This window comes from Roseovarius amoyensis (assembly GCF_003260265.1).
GTDB classification, from domain to species: domain Bacteria; phylum Pseudomonadota; class Alphaproteobacteria; order Rhodobacterales; family Rhodobacteraceae; genus Roseovarius; species Roseovarius amoyensis.
The window spans coordinates 64,778-81,579 of the sequence record NZ_QITQ01000010.1; the positions used below are offsets into that span (position 1 = coordinate 64,778).

The window sequence follows — 16,802 nt, forward strand, 5'->3', positions numbered from 1 at the left end:
TAAGGGCTGGAAGCGTCGGACGCTCCACGGTTCCGGTGGGGTCGAGGCTCTGTCACAACGGGCGGAAAGGTGCCTGACCTCGGTGCGGCAAGGCCGTCGCAGCGATACTGGGAAGGCAGCGACGAGCTGCTGCCGTTGAAGGAGGACTGGTGGACATCCTACACGGGGGACAAGCGTAAAGCTCGCTGGAAATGCGAGGCAACGTTACTAAGGGGCCGAAGCGCACGCTTGAAGACAAGAGTGCGAACTGCTGGCGCGTGAGGTGAAACAGCAGCAGTATCTCAGTCCTGCAGTGACATCCCGAAAGCTACCGTTAGCTTCCCGATGGGAAAGGCATAAGATTCATCATAGGATGGGTCGGCAACAGCTTGTTGACGTCGATTAAGATCTTGGCACAGTTGATCGAGCGAACTTAGCGAGCCAGAAGAAATCGATTGGAGAAAGGTCGCCCAGTCCGTCCAGCAGGATCGTTGATCTAAGCCGTCGGCTGAAAAGAGGGGCCCGGTATAGCGACCTATTACGATTAGCAGGATGCCTGTCTCTGAATTTAGGCGAGTTCCTGTTCGAGTGCCGAGTTCTTCAGGGCCATATGTTTCCAACCATCTGCTAGTAGCTTCTACCCACCTGTTGCCCTCACGTTCAAAATTGCGGGCCGCACTAGACTTGGCTTTATCGTCCAAGCCGACGGGATCTTGCCATTTCAACTGAAACAATAAAGCTGCGTTTTTCTGCTCATCAAATACAAGAAAATCTATGTCGGTAAGGATGCGCCCGTCGTGCTTGAGATTTACTCCCCTAGCTGCGACCCTCCATCGCCTTGAGCTAAATAAATCTTCGAGTTCGGATTGCCAGCGCCTCTCTCGACGATTGGCAGCCGAAAACCAGTCGCTTGCGAAATTTGCCTTAAGGTCGCGAAGCAAGAACCTAAACGGTGAGTGCTCCAAGCCGAAAAGTGGCAGGATGATATGCGCTTGGGAGGATCTAATCAGTGGCGCCCAGGCCGTATCACCGGAAACGGTGTGGGTGGCCTTGTTGAATGGTGACAGTGTTAGAGACTCGCAAATTTGTTGAATTTGAAGTTGATCGGCGTCGAGATGTTTTGCCAAAGAATGAAGGAAATCATGATATGGAGCAAATGTAGTCAGCAAATTGCGGTGATCTAGTTCCGGGTGGCGTCTACTCAGGATAGCAGCGTAACATAGATGTTTCTGAGCTCTTCCGGCCAGTCCGACGAGTACGCCAAGATACTCGTTATATCGACTGGGGCCAATGCGGTCGTCGAGGCCTACCAAATCCTGCCCCCACATTCGCCGCAAATACAATCGTCCCCATTCCAGGAAGTAGTCATCGATTTCTCGGGAGGTTTGGTAGGCTATGCCCCAGTTTTGGTATTTTTCTACATTTTTGACTAGCTCCGGCAGAATAGCGTAGTGTTCCTTCTCTAGTGCCTCTTCCATCGGCTTGTCAGCTTGGTACTGCAGGTCTTGCAACCACTCCCTGCTGCGGTATGCGATACGCTCAGATCTATACTCGGCGCTCTTTGGATGAAGTTCCAAGAGGACCCCGATCGCTTTGTCTCTCTGGTTCTTGAAATTTCGAACTGTTGGATTTAACAGGTCGTGAAACAACTCGTGGCGGCACTTCAGTGCTCTCTGAAGTATGCCGCAATGAAAGAGAAGATTGTCGGCCTGGCGTTGTATTTGCGGCCGGCTTGGGAAAAGCGTGAAGTCCTCTATGCGCAATTCATCTGGAACCATCATAGCCAAAGCCGAATTTACTCCGAAACTCTGAATGCTTCGCGTTGCTGTCTCGGAGAGTTCAACGGATGGCGGCGCCATCATGTCGCCCACAAATAGATTGTCGAGTGCGCGCACGAGCTCGAATAAGAGTGGTGATTTGGGCTGGTTCCATCGATTAACGAATGAACGTTGTTGCCGAATAGACCTGTCAAGCAAGGCTAAAGCGATGGCGTGAGTATCATTCATTCGGTGGAACCTGCAAAGCTATCAGTGTGGTTCATAAATTATCATCGGATCAAAGAAGGATACCCAAATGCGCCGAAAGAACCATGCTTTGGCGCCAAATTTCGTGCGCGCTGGTGTCGGCGGTGAGCAGTGGTTTTCATTTCTGCGACCGCAGAGATCGTGCTGACCGGTCAATGGCTGTTGCCTGCTCTCTTGCGGACAGCTTCTGTCCACCTTGGTGTAGCTAGGCAAAAAAGCCGAACGGCCCAAAGGTTGCCATCCTTCTCGTCGAACTGCCTCATCCCGCGCGCTGAGCGAGCACGGTACAAATCGGTTTAAACTTTATCTATGTGCTCCAGTTGCGCAAGGTGTGATCATGCTGGCTTGTCGACAGGTGGCTCACTGGGGCGAGAGCGGTTCAATCAGAGTCACTCAGGTCCGGCGCCGGACCAAGCAAGACGCCTAGCTGTACTTGCTCGCCTTAGGCCCTGCCGACAGGGAGTTTCACCTGATCTTGTGCTGACGCAAAATCATCCACCCATATCATGTGCGGTGCCGCTTCATTTTCTTGCAACATTCGTCGGATGCGTGTAGAGTGAAGAAAATGGATGGCCAGACATAACCACATGAAATTCATAGATTTATTTGCGGGCCTGGGTGGGTTCCATCAGGCTCTTAGCTTGCGCGGCGGAGAGTGCGTCTTTGCGTCCGAGCTCAACGCGCATCTTGCGGGGCTGTACGAAAAGAATTTTGGGCTTCGTCCTGCTGGCGACATTCGGGCCGTCGATTTGGATAGTATACCTGATCACGACGTTCTTTGTGCGGGTTTTCCCTGTCAGCCGTTTTCTAAAGCTGGTGATCAAAAAGGCCTTGAGTGCCCTCAATGGGGCAACCTCTTTGACTATGTAGCTGACATTCTTGAGAAGAAGCAGCCCCGCTACTTCATCGTCGAGAACGTTCCCAATCTTATGCGTCACCGTGGCGGCGAGACGTGGGAGATCATCTGCAATCAACTGCGGAGCTTGGGCTACGACATTTCGTTCGAGCGGCTATCTCCCCACATGTTCGGCATCCCTCAGAAGCGGGAGCGCGCCTTCATCGTCGGAGACCGGCAAGGGCTCGCTGGCTTCGACTGGCGTAAGCCGAAAGAGTTGCCCGAGATCTCGATTCATTCGATCCTCGACAACGATCCACCCGACGCCCACGCTCTGAACGAAAATCACGTCAAATATATCGAAGCCTGGCAGGAGTTCGTCGCAGCGTTCCCGAAAGAAGAAGACCTTCCTTCGTTCCCGATCTGGGCGATGGAGTTTGGTGCCGACTACCCTCTGGACGGAGCAACGCCGCATAAGCGCGGCTACAAGCGCATGGGCAGATTCAGGGGCACCTTCGGCCAGCCGCTTGATGGAATGTCCCCCGACGAAGTCAAAGAGGCGCTGCCTAGCTACGCGCGCACCGAATTGGACGCATTCCCGGACTGGAAGATCGACTTCATACAGAAAAACCGGGATTTCTACGCGCAGCACAAAACGCTGATTGATGGATGGATCGAGAAGATTAAGGACTTCCCGCCCAGCTTTCAAAAGCTGGAGTGGAACTGCAAAGGCTCCGAGCGCAACATCTGGAACCACATCCTTCAATTCCGAGCCAGCGGCATTCGCGTCAAGAAGGCCGACACAGCTCCCTCGCTCATTGCCATGACAACCAGCCAGGTGCCTATTGTAGCTTGGCGCAAACGCTACATGACGCCTCGCGAGTGCAGCCGGTTGCAGAGCATGGGCGCACTTGAGCATCTGCCTGATTCAAAGGGCGGTGCCTACAAGGCGTTTGGAAATGCGGTCAACGTTGAGGTCGTCGGGCACATTTTCGATTGCCTGATGAACCGCACGCCTTCCGAAGAAGTCGATAGTTTGGCGGTCGCGGCAGAATAATGGTGCATGTAAGTTCGGTAAATATTCGACCAGGGGTCAACGTTCTCTCCGTCCTCCCACACCTGAACTACAAATCCTGGTTCGCTCTCGCGGAGTTTGTAGATAACTCGATTCAAAGCAGCATCGACAACAAAAAGGCCCTTAAGGCTGTCGACGGCTCCCAGTACAAACTCCGCGTTGACATCGACTTTGACGTGGCCGGCAACATGATTGCCATCAAGGATAACGCCGCCGGCATCGCGTCCACAGACTATCAAAGAGCCTTCCGCCCCGCCGAAATCCCCCCGAACGCCTCTGGCCTCTCGGAGTTCGGTATGGGCATGAAGAGCGCCGCCTGCTGGTTCGCGCCCAATTGGAGCGTCCGTTCGAGCGCACTAGGCGAAAACATCGAACGTACGGTCATCTTCGATATCGACGAAATCGTGCATGACAGGATCGAGGAACTCAACGTTCTCTCGACGCGCGTTGCCGAAGAAAAGCACTACACCGAGGTCCGCCTTGAAAATATCCGCCGCTTCCCGCGCGGCAAGACGATCCACAAGATCAAGGAACACCTGTCCAGCATTTACCGCGTCTATATCCGCGAAGGGTCTTTGGCGCTCTTCGTCGATGGCGAACAGCTGACCTACGATGAACCGGCCATCCTGACCGCGCCGAGTTACCGTGATCCAAGCGGTGAGCCCGTTGCCTGGAAAAAAGAGATCGACTTCGATCTGGGCGACGGTAAGTCGGCCAGCGGCTTCGTCGCCATCCGCGAGACCGCCAATACAAGGCTGGCGGGTCTTGCGCTCTTCCGGCGCAAGCGCTTGATCATGGGCAGTGCCGACGAGGCCTACCGGCCGGAAGACATATTCGGCAGGTCGAACACCTATCCCTACCAGAGGATATTCGGTGAAATTCATCTGAAAGGTTTCTTCGTCTCCCATACCAAGGATGGCATCAAATGGGAGGAAAACGAAGACGAGTTCCTGCGCAAACTGCGTAAGGTCTTGTCAGAAGAGGGGTTCCCTCTGTTGCAACAAGCGCGCGAACATCGAACGAAGGCTAGCGTAAAGGGGGTGCGCAAGGATGCCGCCGCTGCGCTGAACGCCACGGCCGCCAATCTCAATGATGCGACGTTGTCTACGCCCAGTGCAGATGTCGATACCCCCATCCCACCGCAAGATGTTCCCACCCCTCCGCCGCCGGAAGATGAAGCGCTTCCTGACCTCGAAAGCGGGGACATGGAACAGGCCGAGTTCAAGCTGCGGTTTCGGAGCCAGAGTTGGATCGTCGGCATGGAATTGTCTTACGCCGACGATGATGCTGACTGGCTGACCATCCAGGACCGCCCTTCGATCGCTGACCCCGAACCACGCAGGGTGACAGTCAGGGTAGCGATGCTGCACCCGTTCATGGCGCAGTTTCCGACAATGGACACGGACAGCTTTACCGCAATCCTCAACATCGCAGCGGCCATGGCGCTAGCCGAAGTCGTCGCCGCCGAACTTGCTGACAAGAAGCCGACCGCAATCCGTCGCTATACCAACGAGATATTGCGGAACCAGATGTCGAAGGGAGCGATGGATGGGTGAAAGCAAAAGCATAATCAAGGTCGCCCCGTCCTCGGCAGTTGCCAACAGCAAATGGTCCCCCATCCAGGGCAGCGCTTTCAGCGATATGCTGGGTGCAAACACATCTCTTTCTCAGGAAGAGAAAGACAGGCTATCCGAAGAAACAACCTCGATCCTTGCCCAATGTGTTGATCCGGCAAAAACGGGAGACGTCAACACGGGCCTCGTCATCGGCTACGTGCAAAGCGGCAAGACTCTCTCGTTCACGGGGCTAGCGGCGCTAGCCAGAGACAATCAATTCAGGCTGGTTATCTTGCTGGCAGGGACAACGAACAACTTGGTCGAGCAGTCCCATGCCCGCTTGAAGGACGATCTGGACATTGATGCTACGCGGGAATGGAAGCTGTTCACCACACAGCAGAAGGGCTTCCAGCAGAGCGAGCTCGACCGCGTCAATATGGAACTCGCCAGGTGGCGGCGCGGCAACCCGCGCGCGCGAACGATCCTCATCGTCTCCATGAAGCAGCACCAGCACCTCGACAGCCTTTCAAAGCTGCTCTCCGCCTCTGATCTCAGTGACGTGCCGACGCTCATCATTGACGATGAAGGGGATCAGGCAGGCATCAACACGCGCGCCAAGCAGAACGAGGAGAGCACCACCTATTCCCGAATCCTAGAGCTTCGGAAGCTCTTCCCGCATCACAGCTACTTGGCATACACAGCAACGCCGCAGGCTCCGCTTCTGATCAGCCGGATCGACACGCTATCCCCTGACTTCGGGTGCGTCCTTACGCCGGGCAGCAAGTATGTGGGTGGTCAGGAATTTTTCGTAGAAGGGGCAAGCAAGCTTATCGAGCCGATCCCCGCCGGTGACGTGCCCGACAAGAACGAACCGCCTACAGAGCCGCCCAGAAGCTTGCTTGCAGCCTTGCGACACTACTTTGTCGGCGTCGCCATCGGCTTGCTTGAAGAAGAGGATCAGAAGGGACGCAATCGCTCCATGATGATTCACCCGGCCGTGCCGAAAGACGAGCATCTGATGTTCGCGCGCTGGATAAAGCAGACCAAGGAGAACTGGTCGATCATCCTTCAGAACGAGGAACACGAAGACTATGGTGATCTGATCGCGGCGTTCGAGCTTTCCACGAAGGAGTTGCTGGATACCTATAACACCCCCTTTGCATTCGCTGATGTGCTTTCTGTGCTGTTCGATGCCATCGAAGAAACCGCCGTCGTCGAGTTGAACACCCGCGAGAAGTACCGCATTCCGAGTGTGGATTGGAAAGGCGAGTATAGCTGGATTCTGGTCGGCGGCATCGGTCTCGACAGGGGCTTCACCGTTGAAGGTCTGACTGTCAGCTACATGCCGCGCTCCACGGGCGTAGGAAACGCAGACAACATCCAGCAAAGGGCACGTTTCTTTGGCTACAAGAAAGGTTATCTAGGGCTTTGCCGGATATACCTGACAGCTGAAAACATCGACGCCTTCACCGACTATGTGAAGCATGAGGAGTCTATTCGCGGCTCGATCAGGCACCACCTACAACAGGGGAAGACCCTGAAAGATTGGCGGCGAACCTATTTCCTAGATCAGAGCCTCAAACCGACGCGAAGCTCGGTCATCCTACTTGAAATGTATCAGTCTAAGGGTCGCGGCGGTTGGGTCATTCCCGACCATCCCTTCGATGACTCAGAGATTGTCGCAGAGAACCGAGAAGTGGTGGACGACATCATTTCCGACTTCGATTTCCAAGGCTACGCCGAGGCGGGCTGGAACGAAAAGCAAAAGGTGCCAGCTTTCAGCGACACGATCAAACTCGCTGATTTACTGCCACGGATCGGACAACTGCGCTATAAGTGGCCGGATGACAACCTGCAGCATTCCGCGCTCCTACTGGGACTTGAGCGCTTGGCGAACGAAGAGCCCGACATGCCGTGCAGCTTCTATGCGCTCTCTGGGCCATGGTCGGGGGTAGAGGCTGTTCGTTCACTCGGTGATACCAGCCCGCCCAAGGTCAAGAACCTCTTCCAGGGTAAGAACGACCCCACCAATTACCCCGGCGCTAGAGCGCTCGTTTCTGCGGAAATGATCACCTTCCAACTGCACCGCTACGATATTCAGACATCCGACAAGAAACGGACGATACGGGACGTGCCGATCCTCGCCGTTCATGTCCCTGATCATCTGATGGAGCGCGTCTGGATCGAAAGGTAGGATCGCGTGCTCTTCGAAACCTACGTGAAACTGCTTGGTGACTTCCCAGAGGGGTGCGACCAGCTCTTCGGCGAGCCCTTGAGTGCAGATGGATCGCTCTGGCTTTCGGTCGACGGTGACGCCTATCCGTCGTTGCTCTTCCGTTCACGGCGGGACGACGTCAGGAGCGACATCGAACTGCGATCAGTCTCCGCCCGGTTCTCAAGGGATTGCGTCATTGAGGCTCCCGACGGGCACGGCACATCGGGCGTGTACAGCGTCATACGGCTGAACGAAAATGACCCTGACATCGTGCGGATGTTGCTTCGGCTTCTTGAGGAGACCTTTCCCAAGGACCGTGCACCTTACGTGAACAAAGACATTGCCGCCCAAATATTAGAGCTTGCTAACCTATTCAAGCAGATAGCCAGTTCCGATACGGACATTCTCGGGCTGTGGGGCGAACTCTACATCTTGTCGCAGGCACCAAACATCGCTCATGCGGTTCGGTGCTGGTGCGGGCACAAAATGGCGAAGTACGATTTCGTGACGCGCGACTTCGTCCTGGAAGCCAAGACGACCCTTCGCAGCCGCCGAAGACACCGATTTTCACTGGACCAGTTGCGGCCGAGCAGTGATTTCTCTGTCTATGTTGCTTCCCTCGCCCTCATCGAACTCAACTCTGGCCGAACGGCTGCGGAACTCATGGACCATGTATATGCAAACATTGACGACGATGAGTTGCGTATTTCGTTCTTGAAGCAAAGCGTGCTCAAGGGCGGACAGGATATATACCGCAGCACGATCAAGCTGAACGTCTTTCCTGACGGCACGTCGCTGACGATTTTCAATACGGCGTCGCTGCCAGTACCGCAGGTCGGTGACGCCGATCCCATCGAGAACGTCCGCTTCGACCTTGATCTGACAGATCTACCCAGCCTGCCATCTGGCGAAGCAGCCACCATACTTTCATTTGGTGACAGCTATCGAAGAGGCCGAAGATTTTGATCAACATCTTCAGAGAAGCGCTGGATCACCCGCCCTTGAAGACGAGGTGCTCACCAAGCTCGGAACTGAAGAAGGTTTGGAGGGCCCAGACAACCCTGTCGTCCTTTTCGAGCAGGTGCGCGGGCCGCCCGGAGCGATCTGCAGTTAGGGCCCGGGCTTCCTTGCGGTCTGCAGACGACAATGACAGGAAGGGCTCAGGCATGCGCTGCCTTTCCGACACTGCGTGCAAGCCAAGTCGGGAATTGCGGTGCAGCGGTTACCAATTCGTCGAAGGCCGCTGCCGGCAGTTTCTGTTTCAGTGATTTGAGCGCGGATTCCGCCTGTTCCGGCCCGAGCCAGGCAAGGGCGCGAACAGCACTGCCTGCCGGCCTCTTCCCGAGGGCGAGTTGCCATCGGGGGGCGTGGCGCAGTTCGACGAGTTGTTTGCCCAATGAGAGCGTGCGGCTGCGACCCGAGGTCAGGTACACGGATCGAACAGGCACTTGCGTGGTCAGGCCGAGTGCATTCGCTTCGGCGGCGCCGGTTGGAACGATGACTTCGCCACGTTGCACCGCGAGGGCCTCGACGGCCTGTTCCACGGACGGCGCGCGCGTTCCAAACCGGCTTTTGATTGGTCGCAGGTAAACCCCGCGCCCGGCACGGATCAGCTGGCTGCGCTCGGCGAGGCGCGACAAGGCCTGATCCACACCGGCACGGCTGCCGAGGTGCAGCAGCCCCTTTGCGGCAAGTGGCGCTCCTTCCGGAAGTCCCTCTGCATGGGTCAATATCTGTTCGGCAAGGCGCTGCATGATCGTTCTCCTGTCAGAAATATACGCAGTTTTCTGACAGAATTCAATCCGTGCTGTTGAAGGTGGTGAGGAGGGTGGTCGCTTCGGGCCAAGGATCTCAGGCTCCCTTTCGTCGATTTTCCTTGTAAGAGCAGGCTTACCGCAGCCCCTGCAGTTGAAGGCATTCCTTGACCGCTGCAGCCCGCCTCTTGTCCAGGTACTCGGCCAGATCGTCGATATGGACGCCTTTGGCGCATTTCTGCGACGCTTCCATACGGATTAGGGGCAGGGCGATGGAACCAGCCGAGACTTTGCGGATGAACTTTTCGGTACTCAGACCGAAAAAATCCCTGGCGACATCCTCAGCGGGAATGATCGGTCGCCCGGAATACATCGCTATCAAGAGAAACGCCGTGTTCATGATCCCGGAATGAAGCACGATGGCATCGCTGGGACAAGGGCGCGCAGCGGTTAGGCGGGGAAGCGGATAGCTTGGCGCGCAAATCGGGCGGGAGCCCCGATGCCGTACAACGCTACTGGATAGGGCGCGAGACAAGTGCGCCTTTCGCGGCCCAGACAACCCGACATCCCGCTGGGGGCGCTGCCACACCGGTGATGCCGGCGGGAGGAGGGTCATCCTGGCCCGCGGCACCGCCTTGAGGGCCGAGCCCTCTGCGCTCACCGACCAGAAGGCTTTGGTTTGGGCTGATGCAGGCGTCGGCTGGTGTTCTTGCGGAAGGTGTTGCGCAGATCCCTGTTGACCAGCTCGATGTCGAACCAGTCCGGATCGAAATGCCCGCCGGCCCAGCGAAGGTTGGAGCTGTGGTCCTCATGGTTCGGGTCGCGGATGGTCTTGAGGAAATCGGCATAGGACCAGGGGCCACCGACGTCCTCGGGCGGCCGGGCACGGGCACCTTCGGTGCATTCTGCGTGGCGGGGCAGGGGATCGAGGGACAGCCACTCCTCAATCCGGATCACATGGGTCCAGTCATCGCCAAAGTCGTAGAGGTAAGTGAAGGTCAGATCCTGGCCGGAGAAATCCGCCAGCCTGACCCCGGTGTAGTCGAAGGTCTGCGGCCCGCCGAAGCCATCCTCAAGCTGATCGGGGTCGCCATAGCGCAGCCCGCCGATCCAGAACTCATGCAGATGGCTGTCGGTCCAGCTGAACGCGGCCTGCAGCACCAGATGCAGCCTGTCGAGCGTCCAGTCCGACGGCACGACAAGTCGCCGCCAGATCGGCGGGTCAATCTCCGCCAGAGAGACATGCAGGCGGATGGCATTCGCGGGCTGGTACAAGGCAGGTCTCCCCGATCAGATCGCAAAATCCTCGAGCGATTTTCCAGCAGCCAGCGCCTCGGCGATCCATGCCGGTTTGCGCCCACGGCCGGACCAGGTGATTTCGGCGTTTTCCGGATGGCGGTACTTGGGCGCAGACGCCGCGCGTTTCCGGGTGGGAGCGGCTTCCGCAAGTTCGCCTAAACTGAAACCGAGTTCGCGGGCCAAGTCGTCAACCTGGGCGCGGGCCTCGGCCTTGCGACGGTCCTCGAAACTCGCGATGGCCTTCGCAACATTCTTTTGCAACTGCTTCAGCTCGGGAAGCGACAAGGCGTTAAGATCGATATCCGTCATTTGGTCCTCTTTTATTGCCCGTTGGCTTTGAGCCCGAGCCTTGTGGTAGAAACGCGTCTGGCGCTGGAAAGCATGCACCGCGATTGCATGTCAGATAAGCGCGGATATCCTGGGGATTACAACTCGTCGGGGATTGGCGGCTCGCGGTTGGTGGCTTTTGCCCTTTTATGCCTGCCTCGGCTGAATACGAGGATTGTCTGGGAGAAAGCCTTCCCCCTGGTCGGAACTGGCGTTGCCGACACACCCCCATCAGCGGGGAGACCCCGCAATGCCCCCCGAGAGTGAAAGTGCGGGCGGGTTTTCCGTGACGGGTTGAGGGCTGGAGGAGAGGCCTCCGGCGCCCGTCGCGGAGATCATCCCGATGGCCAGAGAGCATCGCGCGGCCCGCAAGAGCGGCCCGCGCACCAACCTCTATGACGACATCACCGACAAGATCATCGCCGAGCTGGAGGACGGCCGGCTGCCCTGGGTCCAGCCCTGGGGGACGGCGGCGGCGCAAGCGCCGCTCGCCATGCCGTGCAACGCCAGCACAGGTCGGCAATATTCCGGGATCAATGTCCTGATCCTCTGGGGCGCGGTCATCCAGCAGGGCTATCCAACGCAGCACTGGCTGACCTTCCGCCAGGCGCTGTCGCTTGGCGGCAATGTCCGCAAGGGCGAGCGGGGAACGACCGTCGTCTATGCCGACCGTTTCACGCCTGACGACGAAAAGCGCCGCGCCCGGGAGACCGGGGAGGATGCAAACAGCATCCCGTTCCTGAAACGCTTCACCGTGTTCAACGCGGCGCAATGCGAGGGTCTGCCCGAAGACATTGCCATCGAGGCGCCGCCACCGCCGCCCGGGCTGATCGAGCCGCGGGTCGAGGAACTGATCGCCGCGACCGGCATCGACTTCCGGATCGGTGGCAACCGCGCCTTCTATGTTCCCACGCTCGATTACGTGCAGGTGCCACCTCCGCAGGCCTATTTCGAGCCGATCAACTGGCACCGCACGGCGCTACACGAGATGGGGCACGCGACAGGACATGCCTCAAGGTTGGGGCGGGACTTCTCGGGCGGTTTCGGCACGAAGAAATACGCCTTCGAGGAACTGATCGCCGAGATTTCGAGCGCGTTCTGTTGCGCCTCGCTCGGGATTATCCCGACGGTGCGCCACGCCGATTACATCGGCTCCTGGCTGGAGGTGATGCGCGAGGATTCCCGCGCGATCGTCCGCGCCGCCTCGCAGGCCAGCAAGGCGGCCGACTGGCTGCTGGCCCATCTGCCCGACGACAGCACCGATGTTGAGCGGCAGACCCCGACGGAAGGGAGGGCCGCGGCATGATCCTCCTGACCGACACACAGCGTGACCGTTTGCTGGCGAATGGCCGCGATCGCGATCAGGATCACATTCCGGTCGTGAAATTCTTCAATCCCTTCGGCGCCGGTGTCTGGCTTGCGACCGAGCTCGACGAGGACGGCGACATCATGTTTGGCCTGGCCGACATTGGCTACCCGGAGCTTGGCTCCTGGAGCCTTAACGAACTGCGTTCCATTCGGCTGCCCTTCGGCATGGGCATCGAGCGGGATCTGCTGTTCACGGGGGATTTCCCGATCTCGGTCTGGGTCAAGGCCGCCCGCGAAACCGGCAGCATTCGCGATGCCGAGCGCCTGCTCTATCGCTCGGGCCGCCTGTCAGGTGGGACACGCCCCGATACGGAGCCCCCGTGTTCCTGAGGGGTTCTGCAGCTTCGGCGCCGCTCTCTTCGCAGGAAGAGGGCGGCGCTTCTCCTCGTGACGCGGTGAAAGTTCGGCGCCCGGCCGGCTGCCCGTCGGAGAACAGCACCATGACACGAAACACGAGAACATCCGCCATCGAAGCACAGCCGCTCCGGTTCTCCGCCCAGGAGCAGGCCGTGGTCTACGAGGCCCGGCAGATCCTGCTGCGCCATCTCAACCAGAACCCGGTCCTGTCGTCCTGGCAGGGGGTGCTCGACTATTGCGCCCTCACTATAAGGGGCAATGTGGAGCGCTTCCATGTCCTCTATCTCGACCGGAGGAACCGGCTGATCTCCGACGAGTGCCTCGCCATCGGCACGGTCGATCATGTCCCGGTCTATCCCCGGGAGGTGCTGCGGCGCTGCCTGGCGCTCAATGCCTCGGCGCTGATCATCGTCCATAATCATCCGGCCGGCGATCCCGAGCCCTCAGCCGCCGACCTCGCGATGACCAAGGAAATCCGAAACGCCTGTGTGTCCCTGGGGGTGATACTGCACGACCACATCATCACCGGCGCCGGCCGGGAGACCAGCTTGCGCGCCCGCGGTGATCTCTGATGGGGCCGCGCGCTACGTCGGCCCATGAGAGGGAAAGGAGGGCGGGGGTTTCGTGACGGGCTGGTTGCCGGAGAGAGAGGCTCCCCGGCGTCCGTCATGGAGACCCTGACATGGCCACTGCCACGCAGAAAATCACCCTGTCGTCCTCGCGCGACATCCCCTTCAACAAGCTGGTGCTCAGCCAGTCCAACGTCCGGCGCGTGAAGGCCGGCATCTCGGTCGAGGAACTGGCCGAGTCCATCGCCCGCCGCGGGCTGATCCAGTCCTTGCATGTCCGGCCCGAGCTCGACGCCGAAGGGCAGGAAACCGGCCTCTTTGAGGTGCCGGCTGGCGGCCGCCGCTACCGTGCGCTGGAGCTTTTGGTCAAACAGAAGCGCCTCAACAAGACCACGCCGGTGCCCTGTGTCGTCTCGGAGGCCAGTGACGACATCCTGATCGACGAGGTGTCGCTGGCCGAGAATATCGAGCGCGCCCCGCTGCATCCGCTCGATCAGTTCCGCGCCTTCCAGGTGCTGCGCGAGAAGGGCATGAGCGAGGAGGAAATCGCCGCCGCCTTCTTCGTCGACGCCAAGGTGGTGAAGCAGCGCCTGCGCCTGGTCTCGGCCTCGCCGGCGCTGCTCGACGTCTATGCCGAGGACGGCATGACGCTGGAACAGCTCATGGCCTTCACCGTCTCCGACAACCATGCCCGCCAGGAACAGGTCTGGGAGGCGATCAAGGATAGCTGGCAGAAGGAGCCCTATACCATCCGTCGCATGCTGACCGAGACCACGGTGCGGGCCTCCGACAAACGGGCGCTCTTCGTCGGCATTGAGACTTACGAGGCGGCGGGCGGTTATGTGCTGCGCGATCTTTTCCAGCAGGACGATGGCGGCTGGCTTCAAGACCTGGTGCTGCTCGAGAGGCTGTCGGCCGAGAAGCTGAAGGCCGAGGCAGAAACCATCGCCGCCGAGGGCTGGAAGTGGATCGAGGTCGCCGTGGACTTCCCCTATGGCCATACCAGCGGCATGCGCCGTCTGGCCGGCACCACCATCGACCTGACTGACGAGGAGCGTGCCGAGCGTGAGAAGCTGCGGGACGAGTTCGACGCGCTGGAGGCGGAATATGCCGAGGCCGACGAATTGCCCGACAAGGTGGATACGCGGCTCGGGGAGATCGAGGAGGCGCTGGAGGCCTTCGAGGCCCGGCCGATGCGCTATGACGCGGACCAGATGGCGAAGGCCGGTGCCTTCGTCAGCATTCGCCACGACGGCCAGTTCGCCGTCGAGCGCGGCTATGTCCGTGCCGACGACGAGGCGGTGGACGGTCAGGAAGGGGAGGGTACCGATGGTTGTTCTCCCGAGGGCAGCGAGTCCGGTGGTATGCCGCGCGCTGTCATCACGGTGGGCGGCACGGCGACCGAAGAGGAGGAGGATGAGACCGAAACCACCCGGCCTCTGCCCGACCGCCTCGTCAGCGAGCTGACCGCGCATCGCACGCTGGCGCTCCGGGATGCCGTGGCGGCGAACCCGCATGTCGCCATGACGGCGCTGCTGCATCGGCTGGTCACCGATTGCTTCCTGCCGCATTCCACCAGGGGGTGCCTCGAGGCCCATGTCCGGGAGGTTCATTTCCCGGCACAAGCCGACGACCTCGGCGAAAGTGTCTCGGCGCGCGCCATCGCCGAGCGGCACGAACGCTGGGGCGATCATATCCCGGCCGACGATGCGGCGCTCTGGGACTGGCTGGTCGACCAGGACGACGACACCCGGATGGAGTTGCTCGCCCATTGCATCAGTTTTGGCGTCAACGCCCTGCACGAGAAGCCCACCCCCTATGGCGGCATGGGCGTCAGCCAGCACGGGCTCGATGTGCGCCTGTCCCAGGCCGACAGGCTGGCGCGGGCAACCAGGCTCGACATGGTGGCCGTGGGCTGGCGGCCGACCGTCGGCAACTATCTCGGCCGCGTGACCAAGCCGCGGATCTTGGAAGCCGTGCGCGAAGGGGCCGGAGACAGGGCCGCCGATCTCATCGGGCACCTCAAGAAGGGCGACATGGCCAAGGAAGCCGAACGCCTGCTGGCCGAATCCGGCTGGCTGCCTGAGCCGCTGCGCATGGTGGATGAAGGTATCGAAGTCGATCCGGCATCGGGCGCTGCGGCGGAAGCCGACGATCTGCCCGATTTCCTCTCCGGCGATGGCGAGGACGACCCGGCTGACGATGAGGAGGATCAGCATATGGTCGCTGCGGAATAGCACGCATGCGGGGCGGCGTCGGTCGCCCCGCATACCACCTTGTTAGCGGCCAATGTCTGCTTCGGAGTAGTTTTCGGCCCGTCTGCTTCCGAATGGCTAGCGGGTCAAAGCGGACTGGGCTGCGGGACTGTTCACGACACATAGCCGCAGGTGCGTCGCCAATCTTCAGGCGGTCTCACTACTTGGTGCGCACTCCGGTGGAACAGGGATAGCGCCGACCTGACAGTCTGAGGGCCTGGTGGAATTCCAGACGTCGACTAGCCTGCACAGGTTGTCCTTCCACCAAGCCTTGATGTTGTGCTCGAACTTTTCAAGCCCCTTCACATTCGGTAGGCGCTTACAATCGGCAATGCCGAAGCTCGCATCCTCGCCAGCGAATTTTACATGGAAGTGCGGCGGCGGGTGCTCGTCAGGCCAGATCTTGACGGACATCTTATTGATGCGAGCGACCTGCTCCTCGTTCAAATTCCGAAGACCGCCCTCATTGAGCATAGGCCCCTGAAAGAAGCTCTCTTCGAGTTCCTTGATCAGTTCGGCCGGCACTGCAATCTCTCTTTTTGACATGCACTTTCCCTCGAACCCACAGTTACGGTTCCAATTTCACCATAGAGACAGTCATTATCGCATATTGGCAAGCGGCAGCCATCTCTGGCTTGAAGGGAACACGATCCTGATGCCAGCATGGTGGCAAGGCTGGCGCGGCAGAGCATCTGCGACGGGTATCCGGCATCCTGTCGGATGCAAGACACCACCCCCGCTTCCATTCGCTAACCTTGGTCTGATCCGTCTCTTTGACATTCAACCCCGGAGGGGTCGGCTTACGCATACGTGCCGCCCTCGGGGATTCGGAAAAAGTCCGAACGCCCGAGGGTGAGTGCAGAACCGGTCAGACACGTCGGGCGCCTGGTCAGCGCGGGGGATGGTCCCCCGCCTCCAGTGACAGGAGCCAATCCCGATGTCCTATGCAGATGCCACCGCTTTCGCCGCCAGCCTCGCCACCACTCTGATGGTCGTGATCGTCGTGTTCCAGGCCGGGGACGGAACCCACGGCGCCATGCCCGCCGACGAGTTCGCCGGCGATGAGGACATGGTGAAGCTGGAACTGGATCCATGGGCCTGAGGCGCGACAGCGCCTCATCCCAAACGGCCCGAGCGCGGTAGCCCGCGCTTCGGGCCTTCAGCCTTGCGATGATCCCCATCGTCGGCA

At 59.3% G+C, this 16,802-nt stretch carries 15 protein-coding genes; 9 read left to right on the forward strand and 6 right to left on the reverse strand.

The features are described 5' to 3' along the window. Positions 1 to 281: 281 nt before the first annotated feature. On the reverse strand, positions 282 to 1,985 hold the full coding sequence (locus DL899_RS19390; protein ID WP_162685553.1) for a hypothetical protein: 1,704 nt from the start codon (positions 1,983 to 1,985) through the stop codon (positions 282 to 284). A 605-nt stretch (positions 1,986 to 2,590) separates the two neighbouring features. On the opposite strand from DL899_RS19390, the gene DL899_RS10490 reads away from it, so the two are divergent. From DL899_RS10490 to DL899_RS10505, 4 genes are read left to right on the forward strand one after another with little or no spacing between them, the layout of a single operon-like run. After that, positions 2,591 to 3,895 (forward strand): DNA cytosine methyltransferase, encoded by a 1,305-nt coding sequence (locus DL899_RS10490; RefSeq protein ID WP_111734367.1) that lies wholly within the window; start codon positions 2,591 to 2,593, stop codon positions 3,893 to 3,895. Beyond that, positions 3,895 to 5,469, forward strand: a complete 1,575-nt coding sequence (locus tag DL899_RS10495; RefSeq protein WP_111734304.1) for an ATP-binding protein — start codon at positions 3,895 to 3,897, stop codon at positions 5,467 to 5,469. The genes DL899_RS10490 and DL899_RS10495 overlap by 1 nt, the downstream gene beginning before the upstream one ends. Further along, positions 5,462 to 7,663, forward strand: coding sequence for a Z1 domain-containing protein (locus DL899_RS10500; RefSeq protein WP_111734305.1), 2,202 nt, complete (start codon positions 5,462 to 5,464; stop codon positions 7,661 to 7,663). Before DL899_RS10495 ends, DL899_RS10500 begins: the two co-directional genes overlap by 8 nt. 6 nt (positions 7,664 to 7,669) lie before the next feature. After that, positions 7,670 to 8,650: a PD-(D/E)XK motif protein gene (locus DL899_RS10505; RefSeq protein ID WP_111734306.1), complete on the forward strand. Its 981-nt coding sequence runs from the start codon at positions 7,670 to 7,672 to the stop codon at positions 8,648 to 8,650. Between the two features lie 194 nt (positions 8,651 to 8,844). Here the strand turns inward: DL899_RS10505 and DL899_RS10515 are convergent, their stop codons facing one another. The 4 genes from DL899_RS10515 to DL899_RS10530 form a co-directional block, all read right to left on the reverse strand. Further along, positions 8,845 to 9,438 carry a DUF6088 family protein gene (locus DL899_RS10515; RefSeq protein WP_111734307.1) on the reverse strand — a complete coding sequence of 198 codons (594 nt, stop codon included), beginning with the start codon at positions 9,436 to 9,438 and terminating at the stop codon, positions 8,845 to 8,847. 136 nt (positions 9,439 to 9,574) lie between these two features. Beyond that, positions 9,575 to 9,838: a pyocin activator PrtN family protein gene (locus DL899_RS10520; protein ID WP_111734308.1), complete on the reverse strand. Its 264-nt coding sequence runs from the start codon at positions 9,836 to 9,838 to the stop codon at positions 9,575 to 9,577. A gap of 257 nt (positions 9,839 to 10,095) precedes the next feature. Beyond that, entirely contained in the window at positions 10,096 to 10,713 is a 618-nt protein-coding gene (locus DL899_RS10525; protein WP_111734309.1) for a plasmid pRiA4b ORF-3 family protein, read from the reverse strand. A 15-nt stretch (positions 10,714 to 10,728) separates the two neighbouring features. After that, positions 10,729 to 11,046 carry an H-NS histone family protein gene (locus DL899_RS10530; RefSeq protein ID WP_111734310.1) on the reverse strand — a complete coding sequence of 106 codons (318 nt, stop codon included), beginning with the start codon at positions 11,044 to 11,046 and terminating at the stop codon, positions 10,729 to 10,731. Positions 11,047 to 11,407: 361 nt separating this feature from the next. Between DL899_RS10530 and DL899_RS10535 the strand changes: the two genes are divergently transcribed. From DL899_RS10535 to DL899_RS10550, 4 genes are all read left to right on the forward strand, one after another. Then, on the forward strand, positions 11,408 to 12,370 hold the full coding sequence (locus tag DL899_RS10535; protein ID WP_111734311.1) for an ArdC family protein: 963 nt from the start codon (positions 11,408 to 11,410) through the stop codon (positions 12,368 to 12,370). Next, the gene (locus tag DL899_RS10540) at positions 12,367 to 12,762 is read left to right on the forward strand and encodes a DUF2958 domain-containing protein (RefSeq protein WP_111734312.1); all 396 of its coding nucleotides are present in this window, start codon (positions 12,367 to 12,369) and stop codon (positions 12,760 to 12,762) included. Before DL899_RS10535 ends, DL899_RS10540 begins: the two co-directional genes overlap by 4 nt. Before the next feature lie 110 nt (positions 12,763 to 12,872). Continuing rightward, entirely contained in the window at positions 12,873 to 13,361 is a 489-nt protein-coding gene (locus DL899_RS10545; RefSeq protein ID WP_111734313.1) for a JAB domain-containing protein, read from the forward strand. A gap of 110 nt (positions 13,362 to 13,471) precedes the next feature. Further along, positions 13,472 to 15,595, forward strand: a complete 2,124-nt coding sequence (locus tag DL899_RS10550; protein WP_111734314.1) for a ParB/RepB/Spo0J family partition protein — start codon at positions 13,472 to 13,474, stop codon at positions 15,593 to 15,595. Positions 15,596 to 15,760: 165 nt separating this feature from the next. Here DL899_RS10550 and DL899_RS10555 read toward each other — a convergent pair whose 3' ends face one another. Beyond that, positions 15,761 to 16,159: a DUF4160 domain-containing protein gene (locus DL899_RS10555; protein ID WP_111734315.1), complete on the reverse strand. Its 399-nt coding sequence runs from the start codon at positions 16,157 to 16,159 to the stop codon at positions 15,761 to 15,763. A gap of 391 nt (positions 16,160 to 16,550) precedes the next feature. On the opposite strand from DL899_RS10555, the gene DL899_RS19640 reads away from it, so the two are divergent. Next, entirely contained in the window at positions 16,551 to 16,715 is a 165-nt protein-coding gene (locus DL899_RS19640) for a hypothetical protein (RefSeq protein ID WP_111734316.1), read from the forward strand. The last annotated feature ends 87 nt before the right edge of the window (positions 16,716 to 16,802 follow it).

Excerpts from the sequence above, each read along its gene's own strand:
- DL899_RS19390 (WP_162685553.1), bottom strand. The coding sequence starts at position 1,985 with ATGAATGATACTCACGCCATCGCTTTAGCCTTGCTTGACAGGTCTATT.
- DL899_RS10490 (WP_111734367.1), top strand. The coding sequence starts at position 2,591 with ATGAAATTCATAGATTTATTTGCGGGCCTGGGTGGGTTCCATCAGGCT.
- DL899_RS10495 (WP_111734304.1), top strand. The coding sequence starts at position 3,895 with ATGGTGCATGTAAGTTCGGTAAATATTCGACCAGGGGTCAACGTTCTC.
- DL899_RS10500 (WP_111734305.1), top strand. The coding sequence starts at position 5,462 with ATGGGTGAAAGCAAAAGCATAATCAAGGTCGCCCCGTCCTCGGCAGTT.
- DL899_RS10515 (WP_111734307.1), bottom strand. The coding sequence starts at position 9,438 with ATGCAGCGCCTTGCCGAACAGATATTGACCCATGCAGAGGGACTTCCG.
- DL899_RS10520 (WP_111734308.1), bottom strand. The coding sequence starts at position 9,838 with ATGAACACGGCGTTTCTCTTGATAGCGATGTATTCCGGGCGACCGATC.
- DL899_RS10530 (WP_111734310.1), bottom strand. The coding sequence starts at position 11,046 with ATGACGGATATCGATCTTAACGCCTTGTCGCTTCCCGAGCTGAAGCAG.
- DL899_RS10535 (WP_111734311.1), top strand. The coding sequence starts at position 11,408 with ATGGCCAGAGAGCATCGCGCGGCCCGCAAGAGCGGCCCGCGCACCAAC.
- DL899_RS10540 (WP_111734312.1), top strand. The coding sequence starts at position 12,367 with ATGATCCTCCTGACCGACACACAGCGTGACCGTTTGCTGGCGAATGGC.
- DL899_RS10545 (WP_111734313.1), top strand. The coding sequence starts at position 12,873 with ATGACACGAAACACGAGAACATCCGCCATCGAAGCACAGCCGCTCCGG.
- DL899_RS10550 (WP_111734314.1), top strand. The coding sequence starts at position 13,472 with ATGGCCACTGCCACGCAGAAAATCACCCTGTCGTCCTCGCGCGACATC.
- DL899_RS10555 (WP_111734315.1), bottom strand. The coding sequence starts at position 16,159 with ATGTCAAAAAGAGAGATTGCAGTGCCGGCCGAACTGATCAAGGAACTC.
- DL899_RS19640 (WP_111734316.1), top strand. The coding sequence starts at position 16,551 with ATGTCCTATGCAGATGCCACCGCTTTCGCCGCCAGCCTCGCCACCACT.